The sequence below is a fragment of the Nitrococcus mobilis Nb-231 genome (genome assembly GCF_000153205.1).
GTDB classification, from domain to species: Bacteria; Pseudomonadota; Gammaproteobacteria; order Nitrococcales; family Nitrococcaceae; genus Nitrococcus; species Nitrococcus mobilis.
On record NZ_CH672427.1, the window covers coordinates 3,504,257 to 3,520,042 of the forward strand.

The following is a 15,786-nucleotide window of genomic DNA, read 5'->3' on the forward strand; positions in this document are numbered from 1 at the left end:
CCAGGCCATTATGCCCTTGCCTCTCAGTAAAGATAATTTCCGATGCTGCTATTGGTATTGCTGGCTGCAGCCTTCGTGCTCAGCGCTGCCCTGACCTACGTCCTTCGGCTGTATGCGCTAAGAGTGGACCTGCTCGATGTGCCGAATGCGCGGAGCTCGCATGATCGGCCGACACCGCGGGGTGGTGGAATGGCCGTGGTGGCGGTGGTTCTCGTCGCCGGCTCGTGGCTCTGTCTCACAATCGGGCTGAAAGGGGGTATAGCCGCGGCGCTTCTGGGCGGTGGCGCACTGGTGGCGGCCGTAGGATACCTCGATGACCATGCGGATGTGCCTGCGCGCTGGCGTTTGGCGGTGCACGTCATGGCGGCTGTCTGGGCGGTGGCATGGACCTTACCTTGGCCGCCATTGCCCTTGCCCGGCGTTGAGCTGCCGCTTGGCCGGGTCGGAGCCGTGCTTGCGGTGCCGGCAATTGTCTGGGTGCTGAACCTCTATAATTTTATGGACGGCATCGATGGGATCGCCGGTATGGAGGCGGTGACGGTTGCCGCCACGGGGGGGGCATTGCTGTGGTGGGGCGGCTCGTCTGGGTTGGCTATGGTGTGCGCGACGGTGGCCGCCGCGTCGCTGGGCTTTCTGATCTGGAACTGGCCGCCGGCCAAGATTTTCATGGGCGATGCCGGTAGTGGTTTTCTCGGATTCCTGTTCGGGGCGCTCGCGGTTGTCGGGTTCGCCGAGGGCGCGCTGGCACCCTGGGTGTGGCTGATCCTATTGGGGGCGTTCATCGTGGATGCTACCTGGACGTTGGCCCGGCGGGTCTTGCGCGGGGAGCGCTTCTACCAGGCCCACCGCAGCCATGCCTACCAGCGCGCGGCGCGCCGCTATGGCAGTCACTTGCCGGTGACGGTGGCGGTTGGGGCCATCAACCTCGTCTGGCTCGCTCCGCTGGCTTGGGCGGCGGCCGCCTGGCCGCAGTGGGGTATAGTGCTGCTGGCTGTTGCCTGGATGCCGTTAATGCTGCTATGTCTGTATTTCCGAGCCGGAATGCCGGAGTAACTTGACCATGAGCGATTCAACCCGCAGTGGCGACGATAGCAAGGGGCAGAGCCGCCCGCGGTATGTGCCGGCCCCCGGGGCCTCGGACCCTTCCAAGGGGATGGTGCCGGATGAGTCGCATCCCCCGGCCGAGCCGACCAATTATAAGAGCAGGCGTTCCGATCCCGACGTGGAGTACCGAGAGTACTCCACACGCCAGCCGGCGAGGGCTTCTGGGCTCTCGCACCCGGGGCGGGTGATATCTCCGAAGGCATGGTCTGGGTCGCGATCCGACCTCGCGGTGAATAGGTGCTCTACCGGTGGCCGGGGCGGATCGGCTGCGCGTCGGCTGATGGCGGATCAAAGGTGCACGCGCTTTTGTGGCGGAGCCGGTTTCTTTAAGGTCGGCTGGCTATAACCCCATTACAGAATAATACGCTTCGCTATCGCGCCCTTATATCTCTATTCTGCTTTATAAGGTCAAGGCGTTAGCCGCTGATCCTTACGCGCCGAACAACAACGCGGAGTCCTTGAAGGGCTCACAGTATTATCGGCTGCGGGTTGGGGACTGGCGTGTGATCTATGACATTCGTGACGACGAGCTGATCATAGTCGTTTTGACGGTCCAGCCACGTGGAAGGGTCTACCGATGACTGCACAGATTATCAAGCGTAACGGCAAGCCCGAGTACGCGGTGCTGCCCTATGATGAGTATCAGGACATGGTGGCGCGGCTGGAGGACTTGGAGGATATTGCGGCGGCCGATGAGGTGATGGCGGCGTTGAAGCGCGGCGAGGAAGAGCTGATTCCCGCCGAGCTCGGAGACGCCTTGATGCAAGGAGAGAGCCCGATCCGGGTCTGGCGCCAGTACCGGGGCGTGACCCAGGCCGCACTGGCGAACGCGGCTGGCATCACCGCGGCGTATGTTTCGCAACTGGAGGCAGGCAAGCGCCAGCCTTCGGTCGAGGTATTGCGGGCCATGGCACGCAAGCTGAGTGTGGACATAGACGATCTGCTGTCCGCAGCGGCAGATTGAGGGTATCGTTTTGGCAGTTGCGCGCGCACTAAGGCCGTTCGGGCTTCGCGATCTGCGGCGCTGGCGGGGCGATGCTTATGCAATATGAGGGGGACTGAACGACAACCAGGCCTGATGAGGGCGACCATGCTCCGTAAGCTCGCGGCTCTGCCGAGACCGCTCAAAAAGCTGATCAGCGTGGTCAGCCCGTCGGTCGAGAGACGTCACCCCTGAACGGCCCCGGTTATGCTCGCTGTTGGCGCCATCAAATTGCTCTGGTTGTTTCCCTTCGCCTACGTGGCGGTGGCAGGGTTACTGGCGTCGTAAGGGCGAGGATTGAACCATGGCATTGACACGGAATTTTTGTGAAACGGTTCGAGAGCGGGCGCAGGCGGATGCGGCGTTCCGATCCGCGCTGCTCACCGACGCCGCGGATGCGCTTTTAGCCGGAGAGGCCGATGCGGCCCGCCGCATCCTGCGCGACTACATTAATGCAACCGTAGGTTTCGAGGCTCTGGCGGCTGAGACTGGGATTGCCGTTAAGAGTCTGCATCGGATGTTCGGGCCGAGGGGGAATTCGACCTTATCCAGCCTGGCGCGGGTGTTTCGTGCGTTGGAGGCCCGAGAGGGGGTAACACTGCAAGCGACCGCGCGACCCTTAGAGACGCTTACGTCTTGATACGCGAAGAGCGCGTATCCGATTCCTTCCATGTGGAGGGGCCTGTCGATGAGTGTATCGACTATCACGGATGACGCAATGGCCGGATGACTGGCTCAAACCACGTCACAAGAGCCGATTTCTGCGCGGGGCTCAAGGACGTACTGGAGAAGGCTTCGCTCTGAGGGTAGGCGCAATACACTTTCTGCGGGGCCGTTCTGAGGCGCGGATATTGGGAGCGTGCCTTCCTGGATCGGTTGCGGGTGGCTGATAGTGCTGATTTGAGACGGTAGGCTGTCCCGCTTTATGCTCAGAATCAGCCTTGGACAGTCAGGATGCTTTCCATCGTAAAGAGCGAATGCCGGCAGGCACTCGACTGAGCGCTATCGAACACGCCATCTTATTGGCGCCTCTCCGTAAAATGTCGATGGTGATTGGTGGAGACTGAACATTGCCAAAGACATTGAGTAGGAATAATCTGGTCGTTTAGGCTAGTCTGTTGTTGCGTTCGGGTGCAGTGAATAAGTATGGCCAAGGAACTCGAGATTGGTGCCTACGAAGCTAAGACCAACCTGGCTGCGTTTCTTCGTAAGGTGCAGTCCGGTGATCGCTTTACGATCACTCAGCGGGGCCGAGCCGTTGCTGAATTGGTGCCCTATGGCACCACGCAGCAACGGGCAAAGACGGCAGCAGCTACACAGATGCAGGCTTTTATGCACAAGCACCAACCGGTTACGGGGAGCGATATAAAGACCCTGATCGAGGAAGGTCGTGATTAATGCGCTTTGTGCTGGATAATTCTGTTGCCATGCGCTGGCTTCTCGGCGACGGGAACGAGGACGATCTTGCCTATGCAAGCCATGTGCTCGACGTGCTCGGCAACCCGGATGCACAAGCTACGGCGCCGGCGATTTGGCCTCTGGAAGTTGCCAATGTTATCGCTACAGCAGAAAGCAAGGGGCTGCTAACTGAAGCCCGTAGCTCGGAGTTCGTTGGTTTGCTCGAAGGCCTGGCTGTCGATGTTGATGCCGACACCGCCAGGCATGCGCTGAAGGACACGCTGCAGCTTGCCCGGCGCTTTAGTCTGTCAGCTTATGATGCGGCCTATCTGGAGCTCGCATTACGCAAGGGTTTTCCATTGGCGACGCTTGATGTCAATTTGCAAAAAGCCGCTGAAAAAACGGGTATAGCACGGCTATAGTGCGCGGCTAATCTTGGCTCTTCTGCACTGATGTGAGCCACAAAGCCTCTGTCCGAGGCCCTCCCTAGAGGATAGTTGCCGTTTTCGCAAGCCGTCGTTTTGTCGATAGGAGTGCTGGCCTGCCTATGCCACCTCAGGAGTGGATCAGACGCACAGTGGGGAAGTACGTGCGGTAGCGTCCCGCATCTCGGGTGACCAGTGTGAAGCCTTCTACGGCGGCGTGGGCATCGATGAAGAAATCCGGTAAGGGGGATCGTTCATGGCCGCCGTCTCCAGCACCGCCGCAAACTTGTCTCTCGCCGTCCAGCCCTCGGGCCCATCGGCCTGAACATCGGGCAGGCGCTGGCCGCGATCACGAGCCCGTTTGCGCCAGTTATAGATCGTCGCCTTGGACACGCCTTCTTCGGCGGCAACCTCTGAGACCGTGCGGTTATTCGGTGGCATCGGCTTGGCCAGTGCCGCCGCCCTGCGCTCGTTAGGATACTTGGACATCGTTTCCCCTATCGCCCCCCATCTTTATTAGAAGGATAACTCGGTGAGACGACATCTACCCTGACAGGGAGGGCGCTCAAGGAACTGCTCAAACAGTTTCCGATGTCGGCCCGTGATGCGCCTGGCGATTTTCGCAGCGCTCCGCTCGTTGAACCTGGTGTTCATCGGAGCGCCCGGTACCGGCAAGTCGGGACTGGCCATCAGCCTGCTGCGCCAGACCCTGGTCAACGCCTTCTTCGTGAGTCTGTCCGACTCGGCTTGTTACTGTTTGGGCTTGTAGTTGAATTTCATGCCGGCGAGGGCGGCTTCATACATCAGGCCGCCGCGGGCTATGGTGAAGACCGCCATGCCCTTGGTGTAGCTACCGATGGTTGCGGCATCGCCTCGGCCGCCGCTGATGCCCCCGGCGGTGCCCTGGGTCGAGGCGTGGGCCGATGCCCCGGCGGTGATCGCCACGGCGCTCGCCTGGGCGGAGAACTCGAACTCACCCGTGGTGAACTCGTTGAAGGCGCGTTCGTCCTTGAAAAAGATGATCATGCTGTAGGCCTGACCGCCAAGCTGGAAGCCGATGCTCAGTTGGACCATCGAGGAATTGCCGACCCATTCGCCTTGTTTGTAGACGCGGCCCTTGCCGAGCGCGCCACCGATGCCTACGCCGCCCTTGCCGACGGTCGGGAACACGGCATAGCCGTAGGCAGAATCGAAAAATTTGCCGCTTCCCCCGGCTTCCTTGAAGGCCTTGATCGTCTTCTCGTAGCTCTTGCTGTTCTCGTCTGCCCAAGCAGGGTTCGCCAGAAGCAACGCAAACAGCAAGGCCAGAAAATACCGCAAGTATTTTGTTTCCATAAAAGTTTTCTCTCGTCATTGCTGTTGGCAGCTGGTGCCGGTTCAAGAATCACATCGGCGGGACGCGGGTTTTAATGCGTTCCTGCATAGGACGCCGAGACCGTCGGTGGTGGTATTGTCCCTTTCTCCCCAATCACTCGCAACGATTTCAGCTTTGTTCGAGTCTCGGGCCGGTTTTCGGTATGGGCGCGGCGCTATTGGACCCGCAGCTCAGGTCTACAACGTTGCGGCGAGTCATCGCGCTGGCGCTTCGGGATACTCGGGTAGCGTGAAACGGTCGACCAAACTGCGCGTAAGGAAGTGGCGCGCGACGGCCGGGATCACGAACGCATGCATGGCCTGATTGCGCACGAACAGGCCCAGCGCGGTGCGCGGCGCGAACGCGCCGGCGAACTTCACCGCCTCGCGCTGCTTACCGGCTAGGAATGCGCGCAAATGCTCCTCGTAGCGTGCGAAGGCGAGGGCGTAGTCGCCGGCGGCGGCATGGAGCTCGCCGGCTAGCACGTAAGCTGCGGTCATCGCGCGCGCCGCGCCTTCACCGGCAAGTAGGGATGGACAGGCCGCCGCGTCGCCGACCAGTGCGACACGCCCGTTCGACCACGTGTCCATGCGGATCTGGCTGACGCGGTCGAAGTAGAGTTCCGTATTGCGGTCCATTGCGGCGAGGATGGCGCGGCACTCCCAGCCCGCGGCGTCAAATTGCGTGTGCAGAAAGCGTCGGGCCGCCGCGTCGTCTGCAACGTTCTCGGTTCCGTCGCTCGCGCAGACGAATAGGAACATCGTGCGGTCAGCGCGCATCGCAAAGCGGGCGACCTGCTTGCCGGGCCGCGTGTAACCCACGTAGACGAGCTCGTCACGCGGCCGATAAGCCTCCGTCTCGAACGCGGCGACGTGGTAGCCGAGGAATTTCTCGAAGCGCTCTTCGGCGCCGAAGACCAGTGCGCGTACGCTTGAGTGCAGGCCGTCCGCACCGATCACGAAGTCGTAGCGGCGTGCCGGTATGTGCTCGAAGGCTACCTGGACACCGGCCGCATCCTGTTCGATCGCGCTGATGCGCTCGCCGAACAGGGTTTCCACGCGGGCGCCGAGCGATTGGTAGACCGCGGCGGCCAGATCGCCGCGGGCGATGCTGGTGTAGCGTCCCTGCATCGCATCGCGAAGCACCTCGGCTGTGAAGCCGCTGCGGCGATCCCCGTGGGTGTCGACCGTGCGCACTTCTTGGATGTCGTAGCCGAGGTGCCGAAGTTGCGGTGTAAGGCCCATGCGTTCAGCGACTTCGAACCCAGTGCCCCAGAAATCGATCACGTAGCCGCCGGTGCGCAGCCGCGGCGCATGCTCGACCAGGGTGGCACGGAAGCCGTAGCGCGCTAGCCAGTACGCGAGGGTCGGACCGGCAATGCCGGCGCCGCTGATCAGGACGTTCATCACATTCTGGCCCTTTTATCGCTTCTGGGGCGGTCTTGGCGGTGGCCGGAATCTCTTCCGGACTGACGTCGCGAATGTGGGTGGCCACCGACCATTCATGGCCGATGGGGTCGACGAGCTTGCCGTAGCGGAGTGAGGCTGTGCATTCCCGCGGGGATCGGCTTGACCTTGGTGCTCATAGGGCTCTCCTGTAAGTCGAAGCTACTATGCGGGCATCGCCCAACTGCTGTGGGTTTGTTTCAACGACGAACGGCGCGACGCAAAACCAAGATCTGCCGCCTACCATCCGCCATCAGTCCGGTTTCCGATAGGCCACCGGTTCATCGGCGCTATTCGGCTGGGTGAGTGCTTCCAAAAGGTGACCGTTCGGATCCTGAAAATACAAGCCGCGCCCACCGTTATGTAGATAAATCTCAGCGGGCCTCTGTCGGCCGGGGTCGGCCCAGTACGGGATGTGGTGATCGCCGAGGTGGGCGAAAATCCGGTCGAAGTCTTCCTCCGTCACCAGGAAGGCATAGTGCTGCATGGCGATATCACCATCGCGTTCATAGAAGTCGAGCGAGACGCCGTTGTCCAGCCTCACCACCAGCATCGGGCCAAAAGTTTCGGGCGATGGCAGCTGCAGGATTTCCGTGAGAAAGGCCGCGGAGCGGTGTTTGTCGCGGCACCAGACGATTGTGTGGTTGAGCTGTGCGGTCATTACGGGTGATCCTCGGTCAGCCGATGTGGCAGGGCGCGCATTCGCGCACCTCGATGGTGGAGAAACGCACCGCCGGGTGCGCCGTTGCCGGTTCGCGCAAATTTCCGGTGCTACATCGGGGAAACTATTTCGCGAAGGCAGCGGCGAGATGCAAGGCGAAGCCAGGCACGATCAGGCCGATGCTGCGCAGGATGGGTTGGTTGTCGGCAGCATTGATTTGGGTGCCCGAGGCGGCGGTGCGTCCGCGCCCCGGCAGTCAGATTTCGACCAGGATCAGCAGGGGCGCCACTAAAACAGCCCTGGGCTGGTGATCGACAGGTAGCCCGAGGCCATCGTCATCTCGCCGATGAAGCTGAGCATGGCACCGGCGAGGTCCAGATACCAGGCAAGATCACGCGCAGCCTGAACGGGGTCAGCAATAGCTCACTCGGGGAGGCCGGGCAGATAGCGGACTTGAGTCACAGTCGCCACCTCGCCCAGCACCGGGGCGGTGAATCAGATGGTAAAGCCGCAAGCCTTGAGGCAGTAACCGCCGACCGGCAGCGTGTCTCGGAATTGGAGCGGACGCGCCAGTTGCGGGCCGAATAGCTCGCCGCGCAGCGCCGGGCGATGCCTCGATGATCGAAGAGTTGAAGCGGCAGACGGCTGGCTGAGCGAGACTATTAACCGTAAGCCTGAGCTCGGAAGGTGGGTTCGGGTGGCGGGCAGAAAATGCGGGCAGCAGCTAATGGTACTTAAGTTAAGGTTCTACTCTTGTTTTCGGCGTCAGTGCACTTTGGAACAGGAGTGTCGAGTGTGCTATGAGCCTGCGAAAAGTTGGCATATTGTGCGGCCTATTCGGCCCGTTGTTGTGGCTGTTTCTCATCGGCATTGCAGGTGTGATACAGCCGGAGTTCAATCACGTCACGCACTACATCAGCGAGCTCGGAGAGCACGGCAGCGTCGCAGAGTGGCTGGTGCGAATTGCCGCCTTCGGTTTCACTGGCGTGTTGTACCTTGGCTTTGCGGCGGCCTTGCTAGCGACCTTTCGGGGCGGATGGCCTTTTACAGTGGCGGCGGTACTGATCGGTCTTGACGGGGTGGGGCGGATCGGTGCTGGGGTGTTCGCCTGCGATCCGGGCTGCGCGGGGCTTTCAATGAACCAGGAGCTGCATCGACTGTTTGCGACGATTGGCTTCCTGTCGGGCCTTTTGGCCGCTATTTTCTGGGGCATCGTGTTGTTGCGGCGTGGCTGGCTGAAGGGGTTTGGATGGTTCTCCGTATCCAGCGGTCTGCTGGCGTCGATATTCCTGCTGCTGATGTCCTGGACTCAAAACCCACTCAATGTTCCCGGACTCTATGAGCACCTAGCGAGCCTGGTGCTGTCAGTGTGGGTGCTGGTGTTCGCGGTGCGCTTACTGCGCTATCCGGCGTAGTCCCTGCTGGGTACATTAACCCGACCAGCGCAAGTCCCCGCCTATGGCGGTGTGACTAACAAAGGCTCTGCCGTTCCGGCGTGTGTTGAGGTAGATGACCTCTTTCCAAGCGAGAGAAGCGGAAGGAGGTCATCATGCGCGACTGGACAGTAAACCTGACAGTTTGGCGTGACATGGCGAAGTCGGAAGACAGCCGGGTTCAACCCGGCGCCGCCAGCTCGTCCATGTGGTCATCGATCCAAAGCACGCGATCGGCCCGGGCCTGCAGATCCGTTGAAACACCCGTGGAGAACACGGCGAGCTCGATACGCTTGCCGTTCTCGCAGAGGTGCTCCACCGCGTCCAATAGATCCCCGTCACCGGAGGAAAGAACGAGACAGTCATAGCGCTCCTTGTGGGCGAGCGCCAGCGTGGCGAGTCCGACGTCTACTCCCATTTGGCGCTGGTTGACCAGATGGTGGTCCGGTCCGCCATGCGGGCAGCAGACTTCGATTTTTGTGCCACAATCGACGCAGAAGGCGTTTTCGACCCGCTCGTTTTTGAGGCCGTAGAGTTTCACGATGAGATGCGGACCGTTGGGAGCCGCGCTCTGCAACCAGCTGTGAAAACGCTCGCGGGCACTGTGCGCATCGCTTTGCACGCTGTTGAGATAGTAGCCGCGCCACAGTACGCCGAGGTGTTCTTCGATCAAGCGCCGCAGCCTCAAGTAGTCAACCCGGGTATGGGGGCCGAAGCGTTGAATGTTATTGGCGTGAATGTAGCTTCCATCAATAAGCCAAAGGCGTTTCATGAGGTGGTCCGCCGACGTGGTGGTGTCAGGGTGTTTATGAACGGTCTGAAATCTTTATTGGCCGTCGGTCAGTGCTGTTGCGCGAAAAGTGCTTCTATGTGGTCCGGTGTTTACCGCTGCCGGTAGGTGCCGGATCGCGGACGCGCATACCTCTTATCGATACCAACCATGGCCCATCATGGCAAGTTTAAGAGTTAAATCAGAGTGAGAATATTTTTTTAGCCGGACAGGTAGGCGCAACCATGGGAGATGAACATGTCTGACAATAACGGCCTCCTCATCGGCCTGGGGCAGTCGCGGGTTTGCCTGAACCCGCGTTACGCGAATCGACACGGATTGATCGCGGGAGCGACTGGAACGGGCAAGACCATAACCTTGCAGGTGCTTGCCGAGGGGTTTGCAAATCTCGGTGTGCCGGTGTTCCTTGCCGATGTAAAGGGCGATCTGTCAGGTATTTCACAGCCCGGTACACCGAACCCGAAGCTCGCTGAGCGCATCGAACGCATCGGTGTTGATGACTTTGCGTTCGGTGGTGCGCCAACGGTGTTTTGGGATGTATTCGGCGAGCAGGGCCATCCGGTGCGCACGACAATTTCGGAGCTCGGGCCGTTGCTCATTGCGCGCCTGTTGGAACTCAATGATACACAGGAGGGGGTGCTGAACGTCGCCTTCGAGTTTGCCGATGAGGAAGGCCTGCTGCTGCTCGATCTGAAGGATTTGCGCGCGACGCTGCAATACGTCGCCGAGCATGCCAAGGAGTTCAGCATGCGCTACGGCAACGTCAGCCCGGCCTCGGTCGGCGCGATTCTCAGGCGATTGCTCAACATCGAGCGTGAAGGCGGTGAGCGGTTCTTCGGCGAGCCTTCCCTCGACATCGACGATTTTCTGCAGGTGGCGCCCGATGGCCGTGGCCGGGTCCATGTATTGGCGGCGTCGCGGCTCATGCACAACCCGAACCTCTATGCCACTTTCCTGCTCTGGTTACTCTCGGAGCTGTTCGAGCGCTTGCCCGAGGTGGGGGATCTGGATAAGCCGCGGCTCGTGTTTTTCTTCGACGAGGCGCATTTGCTTTTCGACGACGCTCCCAAGGTCGTGCGTGACAAAGTCGAGCAGGTCGTGCGGCTCATCCGCTCCAAGGGCGTCGGCGTCTATTTCATCACCCAGAGCCCGCTCGATATCCCCGAGGACGTGTTGGGGCAGCTCGGCAACCGCGTCCAACACGCGCTGCGCGCTTTTACCCCGAAGGATCAGAAGGCCGTGCGGGCGGCGGCCGATACCTTCCGCGCCAACCCCGCGCTCGAGACCGCGCGTGTGATCACCGAGCTGGGTGTCGGCGAGGCGCTGGTATCCGTGCTCGAGGAGCAAGGCATACCCAGCATCGTGCAGCGCACCTTGATCCGCCCACCCGCCTCCCGCATCGGCCCTGTGAATGCCGCCGAGCGCGCGGCAATCTTGCGTGCGAGCCCGTTTCTCGGGCGTTATGATCAACCGCTTGACCGTGAATCGGCCTACGAACTCTTGAGCCAACGTGCCGCCGCAGAGCAGGCCGCGGCGGCATCGAGCGAACCGGCTGTAGGGCGTTCGAGCCAGGTCCGCAGCCGCCGTCAGAGCGTCGGTGAGGCCTTCGTTAAAAGCGTTACGCGGACGATTGGCACCCAGCTTGGTCGTCAGATCGTCCGTGGTGTGCTGGGTTCGCTTCTGAGGCGCTTTTGAGCTCACGAGGTCCAGTTGGGGGCGAATGACGTGCCTCGGCATTGCCCGTGGGATTGGCTACCTACAGCGGCTCATGCAGTTCTACGCTGGGAGCGAGCAGACGGTGGTTCGGCCCGAACACTCCCGCGGCGCCAAGTATGGAAGCGCTCCAGCCAGGCCAGCGTTCGGGGCGAGGTGTTGGCTCGGCGCCAGGCGCCGGCGGCGTATTTGTTGGCTTCCGCGAGGGTAGGGTAGATGTGGATGGTGCTTAGGATTTTGTTGAGCCCCAACTTCCAGCGCATGGCCAGCACGAACTCGGCGATCAGGTCGCCGGCATGCTCGCCGACGATGGTCGCTCCCAGAATTTTGTCTTTGCCCGGCACCGTGAGTATTTTCACTAAGCCGTGGGCTTCGGAATCGGCAATGGCTCGATCCAGATCGTCGATGCCGTAGGTCGTGACTTGGTAGGGGATACCTCGTTGCTTGGCCGCGCGCTCATTGAGCCCTACCGTAGCCACTTCCGGCTCGGTGAAGGTCGCCCAGGGGATCACGGAATAATCCACCTTGAAGCGTTTGAACGGGCTGCCGAACAGGGCATTGGCTGCGGCATACCATGCCTGATGGGCGGCCGTGTGGGTGAACTGATAGGGGCCCGCCACATCACCGCAGGCGAAGATGGTGGGATAGTTGGTTTGCAGGAAGGGATTCACGGCCACCGTGTGCCGCTCGCTCAGCTCCACCCCCAGCTCCTCCAGGCCGTAGCCTTTGACGTTGGCGGCTCGGCCCACGGCCACCAGGATCTCGTCACAGGCAAACTCAACGTCTTGGCCCGCGTGCTCACACACCAATATTTTGTGGTCCACCTGCCGGCGGGCCGCCTTGGCCTTGTGGGCGAGGTGCACATCGATGCCCTCGGCCCGGAAGCGCTCCAGCACGAGGGCGGCGATTTCGGGATCCTCGCGCGGCAGCAGGCGATCTTCCATTTCCACCTGAGTCACCGTACAGCCCAGCCGGGCAAAGGCCTGGGCTAACTCGCTACCGATGGAGCCGCCGCCGAGTACCACCAAACGCTTGGGTCGCGCGCGCAGATCCCAGAGCGTATCCGAGGTGAGATAGCCGACCTCCTGCAGACCTGGAATGGGGGGCACCAGGGGCGCGGCGCCGGCGGCGATGATGATGCGCCGTGTGGTGAGGGTGCGACCGTTCACCTCGACGCTGTAGGGGGAGGTGATCTTGGCCGCGCCCTCGAGCACTTCTACGCCCAGCTCCGTGTAACGCGCCACCGAGTCGTGCGGCTCGATGCGTTGCACCACCTGCTGCACGCGCTCCATGACTTGGGCGAAGTCGAAGTCTACAGCCGCCGAGCGCATGCCGAACTCTTGCGCCCGGCGCACATGAGAGACGAACTTGGCCGAACGCAGCAGCGCCTTGGAAGGTACGCAGCCGGTATTGAGGCAGTCGCCGCCCATTTTGTGCTTTTCGATCAATGTCACTTTGGCCTTTACGGCGGCGGCGATGTAGGCGCTGACTAGGCCGGCGGAGCCGGCGCCGATCACGATGAGGTTGCGATCAAAGCGCCGCGGCTTGGTAAAGGCGCGCAGGGCTTTGCGTGATTGCATGAGGGTTACTCCCTTTTTGGCAAGCAGTGGAAACACGCCCAACAGGGCGAACGCGAACAGCAGAGCGGGGGAGAGGATGCCGGCGGCGGAGTCCAGACGGGCGAGTTGGGTGCCGGCGTTTACGTAGACGAGCGTGCCCGGCAGCATACCCACTTGGCTCACCCACCAGAAGGTGGCTGTTCTAAGCGCCGTCAGCCCCATCAGTAGGTTGATCACGAAAAAGGGGAACACCGGCACCAGCCGTAGGGTGAAGAGATAGAACGCCCCGTCTTTGGCTATGCCGCGATCGATGGCGGCCAGCCGCGCGCCGAAGCGGCGGCTGATCGCCTCGCGCAGCACAAAGCGGGAGATCAAAAAGGCCAGCGTGGCGCCTAGGGTGGAGGCGAAGGAGACGAGCAATGTGCCCCCCAGAAGTCCAAAGACCGCACCGCCTGCCAAGGTCATCACGGCGGCGCCGGGCAGGGAGAAAGCGGTCACGGCAACATAGAGCAGGAAATAAACCCCGGCGGCCGTTAACCAGTGCGCGGCTACCATTACCTGCAGGGCCGCTTGTTGCTCCTTGAGGTAGGTGAAGCTCAGGAAGCGGCCTAGATCGAACGCAAAGAAGGCCCCGATGACTAGGACGAGCAGTCCGAGCAGTAGCCACCTGCGCAATTTCATCGCTTCCCCTTGGGCGCTTGGCTGAGAAATTCGATATCCCCGTACCAGGCTTCCGCGCGGCCGCCGGTGTTGTCGCAATCGGTCATGAGGGCGACACCGTCGATGCGCTCTACGTCCTTGCCGTAGAAGCGCTTGAAGTCCTGCCGGACGTTACGGGCCTCCACTTCCCAGTGTTTGTTGTCAGCGCTGCCAGAGCGCAGTGCGACCATATGAGCGTTCCCAGTGTAGGCGTTGGGCCAGTCGGAGCCCTTGGGCTCGCGGCTTGCCCAAACGTAGTTCACAGCGCGGGTGCGCCAGGGCAGTAGCCCGCCGTCCGCCACCACGTATACTCGCGCCGGGTAGTCATCACCCTGCTTGCTGCGCTCGTCGACATTCGTGAAGGTGCGGGCCACCCGCCAGCGCCAACGCAACCAAGGTGTCTGCCGCAGGTCGATGTGGCGCTTGAGGTAGAGCACGGAGGCAGCGGCGTCGCAGCGGGCGTGCAGTACGGTCTCACCATCCAGCTTGACCAATGTGTAGTCTGTGTGACCCTGAAACGATTTCTCCTCCCAACCATCCAGGTTGCCGTTGGAAAAACCCCTCAAGACTTCCGCGTGGAGCGGCGTGCCTACGATCGAGAGAATAAAGGCAGCGGCGGCGAGCGATCGGTACACATTGCGAATTACTGCGCGGTAGTAACGGCCGGCCAGGGTGGTCCAAACGGAGCTCAACACCTTCATTGCAATCACCGGTGCGTCTACGGTGTGCCGCAACTCGCGCCGCCGAGCACACAGAACTTGGCGCAGTGCGGGTGATTCAGCTTCACTTCGACAGCGGATTCCACGAGGGTATGGCCGAGTTCGAACCGCAGGTCGTGGGGCAGCAGAGTACAGGCGACGACCGTTGGCTGCGATGCGCCCTTGCGTTTGATCACCATGCGCGAGCTCGCGCACATCATTGCCTCCGGCGCGGTACCGAGCTGCGCCCAGCACGCCTCGGTTATCTCCGGGACATCGAGCCGTGCGTCCATCTCCGGAAACAACACCAGTGCGGCCGGGTCGTGGGCGTCGAGCTGGATGCCCTCGCGCTCAAATAGCCGTGCGAACCCTTCTCGCACGGCTGCTTCCGGCTCTCCGGAGAACAGCCGCCCAGCGAGTTTTACGATAAAGCCATTGTCGATGAGCCAGCGTAGACCTGTCAGTGTCGGAGCCCAGGATTTGGGACCCCGCTCCAGTTCGTGCAGGCCTTGCGTGTAATGGTCGATGGACACGCGCATCGTCAGGCGGGCGCCGTGACGCGAGTGGATATCCAGAAGCCGCGTGCTCACTTTTATCATGGGCTTCATGGCATTGGTCAGCACCAGCGCCTCGAAGCCGCGCGCGAGCACTTCTTCGAGTATCGCCGGCAGGTCCGGATTCATGAACGGCTCGCCGCCGGTAAAGCCGATCAGTTTTGTGCCGTAACCCTCGCGCTCGATTTCCTCCAGGTAAGAGCGCACTTCGGCGTGGCTGAGATAGACGAGCGCGTCGTTGCGGGGTGAGGACTCGATGTAGCAGTTACGGCAGGCGAGGTTGCACAGCGTGCCGGTATTGAACCATAGGGTATCGAGCCGCTTGAGTCTTACCCGCGCGCGGCGCTCGCCGCTGGCGGTGAATTCTGGGTCATGGAACTTGCGCGGATCCAGCAGGGGCGTCTTCGTGATTGCGGCATCGTGCATGATGGCTCTTTACTCCTTCGAACAAAGGCACTGTGCTGGATCGGCGACACAGGGATAGCACAAGCGCGTGGTGCAAGGGTTGCAGCGTCCCGGCTGGTCGAACTGTAACGCCCATTAAAACCTCGCGAAGTCGTGAAACCAGTGACTTCCTCTTCATCAGTTCGTAGTTTGCGTTCCGGGCGACGAGCTGAACATCCGGGATAGTACGTAGCTCGGCGGGTACTCGTTGATCCTATTGCTAGTCTGCGTGGTTATCGAAATTATCGTCAGTTGTCCGCTCCGGCCTGCGCCTCAAGCGCTGCCTTGAAACCCCGTGCCAGTTCTGCAGCCGGACCTTTGCCCCAGAAGTGAGTGAAATAGTACGCAGGTTGCTCGCCAATCATGTGTTGGCAGCCCGGATCTCCTTGATCGAATCCCACACCGCCTTGACGGCAGCCGCAAGCCCCGTCGTCGGCCCCTGTCCGCCGATGTGCATAAAATAAGCCTTGGGTTGTCATAGAAGAAGCGGTTGTGCAGGGCGGTGACCTCGAATCCGTGGGTAAATG

Annotated in this window: 18 protein-coding genes; 9 read left to right on the forward strand and 9 right to left on the reverse strand. The window is 61.3% G+C overall.

Translation table 11 applies throughout. From position 1 onward, the window contains the following. The first annotated feature begins 42 nt into the window (after positions 1–42). The 6 genes from NB231_RS15930 to NB231_RS15950 all read left to right on the forward strand — a co-directional run bounded on the left by NB231_RS15930 (position 43) and on the right by NB231_RS15950 (position 3,906). Positions 43–1,053: an MraY family glycosyltransferase gene (locus tag NB231_RS15930; protein WP_005004926.1), complete on the forward strand. Its 1,011-nt coding sequence runs from the start codon at positions 43–45 to the stop codon at positions 1,051–1,053. A gap of 446 nt (positions 1,054–1,499) precedes the next feature. Then, positions 1,500–1,685: a type II toxin-antitoxin system RelE family toxin gene (locus tag NB231_RS18080; RefSeq protein ID WP_232210542.1), complete on the forward strand. Its 186-nt coding sequence runs from the start codon at positions 1,500–1,502 to the stop codon at positions 1,683–1,685. Further along, positions 1,682–2,068 carry a helix-turn-helix domain-containing protein gene (locus NB231_RS15935; RefSeq protein ID WP_005004931.1) on the forward strand — a complete coding sequence of 129 codons (387 nt, stop codon included), beginning with the start codon at positions 1,682–1,684 and terminating at the stop codon, positions 2,066–2,068. Before NB231_RS18080 ends, NB231_RS15935 begins: the two co-directional genes overlap by 4 nt. A 322-nt stretch (positions 2,069–2,390) precedes the next feature. Continuing rightward, positions 2,391–2,726 (forward strand): helix-turn-helix domain-containing transcriptional regulator, encoded by a 336-nt coding sequence (locus NB231_RS15940; RefSeq protein ID WP_005004934.1) that lies wholly within the window; start codon positions 2,391–2,393, stop codon positions 2,724–2,726. A gap of 506 nt (positions 2,727–3,232) precedes the next feature. Next, entirely contained in the window at positions 3,233–3,484 is a 252-nt protein-coding gene (locus tag NB231_RS15945) for a type II toxin-antitoxin system Phd/YefM family antitoxin (protein ID WP_005004936.1), read from the forward strand. Beyond that, complete coding sequence (locus tag NB231_RS15950; protein WP_005004938.1) at positions 3,484–3,906, forward strand: type II toxin-antitoxin system VapC family toxin; 423 nt, start codon at positions 3,484–3,486, stop codon at positions 3,904–3,906. The genes NB231_RS15945 and NB231_RS15950 overlap by 1 nt, the downstream gene beginning before the upstream one ends. Positions 3,907–4,116: 210 nt before the next feature. On the opposite strand, the gene NB231_RS15955 is transcribed toward NB231_RS15950, so the two are convergent. Continuing rightward, entirely contained in the window at positions 4,117–4,398 is a 282-nt protein-coding gene (locus tag NB231_RS15955; protein WP_005004940.1) for a transposase, read from the reverse strand. 157 nt (positions 4,399–4,555) lie between these two features. Between NB231_RS15955 and NB231_RS20110 the strand changes: the two genes are divergently transcribed. After that, positions 4,556–4,678 (forward strand): hypothetical protein, encoded by a 123-nt coding sequence (locus NB231_RS20110; RefSeq protein WP_269593427.1) that lies wholly within the window; start codon positions 4,556–4,558, stop codon positions 4,676–4,678. Here the strand turns inward: NB231_RS20110 and NB231_RS15960 are convergent. The 3 genes from NB231_RS15960 to NB231_RS15970 all read right to left on the reverse strand — a co-directional run bounded on the left by NB231_RS15960 (position 4,660) and on the right by NB231_RS15970 (position 7,369). Beyond that, entirely contained in the window at positions 4,660–5,244 is a 585-nt protein-coding gene (locus tag NB231_RS15960) for a YSC84-related protein (RefSeq protein ID WP_005004945.1), read from the reverse strand. The genes NB231_RS20110 and NB231_RS15960 overlap by 19 nt on opposite strands. Positions 5,245–5,478: 234 nt before the next feature. Further along, on the reverse strand, positions 5,479–6,669 hold the full coding sequence (locus NB231_RS15965) for an FAD-binding domain (protein WP_005004948.1): 1,191 nt from the start codon (positions 6,667–6,669) through the stop codon (positions 5,479–5,481). 292 nt (positions 6,670–6,961) lie between these two features. Beyond that, positions 6,962–7,369: a VOC family protein gene (locus tag NB231_RS15970; RefSeq protein WP_005004950.1), complete on the reverse strand. Its 408-nt coding sequence runs from the start codon at positions 7,367–7,369 to the stop codon at positions 6,962–6,964. Positions 7,370–8,169: 800 nt separating this feature from the next. Between NB231_RS15970 and NB231_RS15980 the strand changes: the two genes are divergently transcribed. Further along, entirely contained in the window at positions 8,170–8,784 is a 615-nt protein-coding gene (locus tag NB231_RS15980) for a DUF998 domain-containing protein (protein ID WP_005004958.1), read from the forward strand. Between the two features lie 199 nt (positions 8,785–8,983). On the opposite strand, the gene NB231_RS15985 is transcribed toward NB231_RS15980, so the two are convergent. Then, positions 8,984–9,574: an NYN domain-containing protein gene (locus NB231_RS15985; protein ID WP_005004963.1), complete on the reverse strand. Its 591-nt coding sequence runs from the start codon at positions 9,572–9,574 to the stop codon at positions 8,984–8,986. A gap of 249 nt (positions 9,575–9,823) precedes the next feature. On the opposite strand from NB231_RS15985, the gene NB231_RS15990 reads away from it, so the two are divergent. Next, positions 9,824–11,287: a helicase HerA-like domain-containing protein gene (locus NB231_RS15990; RefSeq protein ID WP_005004964.1), complete on the forward strand. Its 1,464-nt coding sequence runs from the start codon at positions 9,824–9,826 to the stop codon at positions 11,285–11,287. A 71-nt stretch (positions 11,288–11,358) separates the two neighbouring features. Here the strand turns inward: NB231_RS15990 and NB231_RS15995 are convergent, their stop codons facing one another. The 4 genes from NB231_RS15995 to NB231_RS19935 form a co-directional block, all read right to left on the reverse strand. Further along, complete coding sequence (locus NB231_RS15995) at positions 11,359–13,545, reverse strand: FAD-dependent oxidoreductase (protein WP_005004965.1); 2,187 nt, start codon at positions 13,543–13,545, stop codon at positions 11,359–11,361. Next, complete coding sequence (locus tag NB231_RS16000; RefSeq protein ID WP_005004966.1) at positions 13,542–14,264, reverse strand: DUF3047 domain-containing protein; 723 nt, start codon at positions 14,262–14,264, stop codon at positions 13,542–13,544. Before NB231_RS16000 ends, NB231_RS15995 begins: the two co-directional genes overlap by 4 nt. Before the next feature lie 17 nt (positions 14,265–14,281). Next, positions 14,282–15,241, reverse strand: coding sequence for a radical SAM protein (locus tag NB231_RS16005; protein WP_005004967.1), 960 nt, complete (start codon positions 15,239–15,241; stop codon positions 14,282–14,284). A gap of 266 nt (positions 15,242–15,507) precedes the next feature. Continuing rightward, positions 15,508–15,738, reverse strand: a complete 231-nt coding sequence (locus tag NB231_RS19935; protein WP_005004969.1) for a DUF1259 domain-containing protein — start codon at positions 15,736–15,738, stop codon at positions 15,508–15,510. Positions 15,739–15,786: the final 48 nt, after the last annotated feature.

Bases quoted from the DNA above. Each gene is read 5' to 3' on its own strand.
- NB231_RS15960 (WP_005004945.1), bottom strand. From the start codon at position 5,244: ATGGAAACAAAATACTTGCGGTATTTTCTGGCCTTGCTGTTTGCGTTG.
- NB231_RS16000 (WP_005004966.1), bottom strand. From the start codon at position 14,264: ATGAAGGTGTTGAGCTCCGTTTGGACCACCCTGGCCGGCCGTTACTAC.
- NB231_RS15980 (WP_005004958.1), top strand. From the start codon at position 8,170: ATGAGCCTGCGAAAAGTTGGCATATTGTGCGGCCTATTCGGCCCGTTG.
- NB231_RS15940 (WP_005004934.1), top strand. From the start codon at position 2,391: ATGGCATTGACACGGAATTTTTGTGAAACGGTTCGAGAGCGGGCGCAG.
- NB231_RS15950 (WP_005004938.1), top strand. From the start codon at position 3,484: ATGCGCTTTGTGCTGGATAATTCTGTTGCCATGCGCTGGCTTCTCGGC.
- NB231_RS15945 (WP_005004936.1), top strand. From the start codon at position 3,233: ATGGCCAAGGAACTCGAGATTGGTGCCTACGAAGCTAAGACCAACCTG.
- NB231_RS15935 (WP_005004931.1), top strand. From the start codon at position 1,682: ATGACTGCACAGATTATCAAGCGTAACGGCAAGCCCGAGTACGCGGTG.
- NB231_RS15970 (WP_005004950.1), bottom strand. From the start codon at position 7,369: ATGACCGCACAGCTCAACCACACAATCGTCTGGTGCCGCGACAAACAC.
- NB231_RS15930 (WP_005004926.1), top strand. From the start codon at position 43: ATGCTGCTATTGGTATTGCTGGCTGCAGCCTTCGTGCTCAGCGCTGCC.
- NB231_RS19935 (WP_005004969.1), bottom strand. From the start codon at position 15,738: ATGACAACCCAAGGCTTATTTTATGCACATCGGCGGACAGGGGCCGAC.
- NB231_RS15985 (WP_005004963.1), bottom strand. From the start codon at position 9,574: ATGAAACGCCTTTGGCTTATTGATGGAAGCTACATTCACGCCAATAAC.
- NB231_RS15990 (WP_005004964.1), top strand. From the start codon at position 9,824: ATGAACATGTCTGACAATAACGGCCTCCTCATCGGCCTGGGGCAGTCG.
- NB231_RS15955 (WP_005004940.1), bottom strand. From the start codon at position 4,398: ATGTCCAAGTATCCTAACGAGCGCAGGGCGGCGGCACTGGCCAAGCCG.
- NB231_RS16005 (WP_005004967.1), bottom strand. From the start codon at position 15,241: ATGCACGATGCCGCAATCACGAAGACGCCCCTGCTGGATCCGCGCAAG.
- NB231_RS15995 (WP_005004965.1), bottom strand. From the start codon at position 13,545: ATGAAATTGCGCAGGTGGCTACTGCTCGGACTGCTCGTCCTAGTCATC.
- NB231_RS15965 (WP_005004948.1), bottom strand. From the start codon at position 6,669: ATGAACGTCCTGATCAGCGGCGCCGGCATTGCCGGTCCGACCCTCGCG.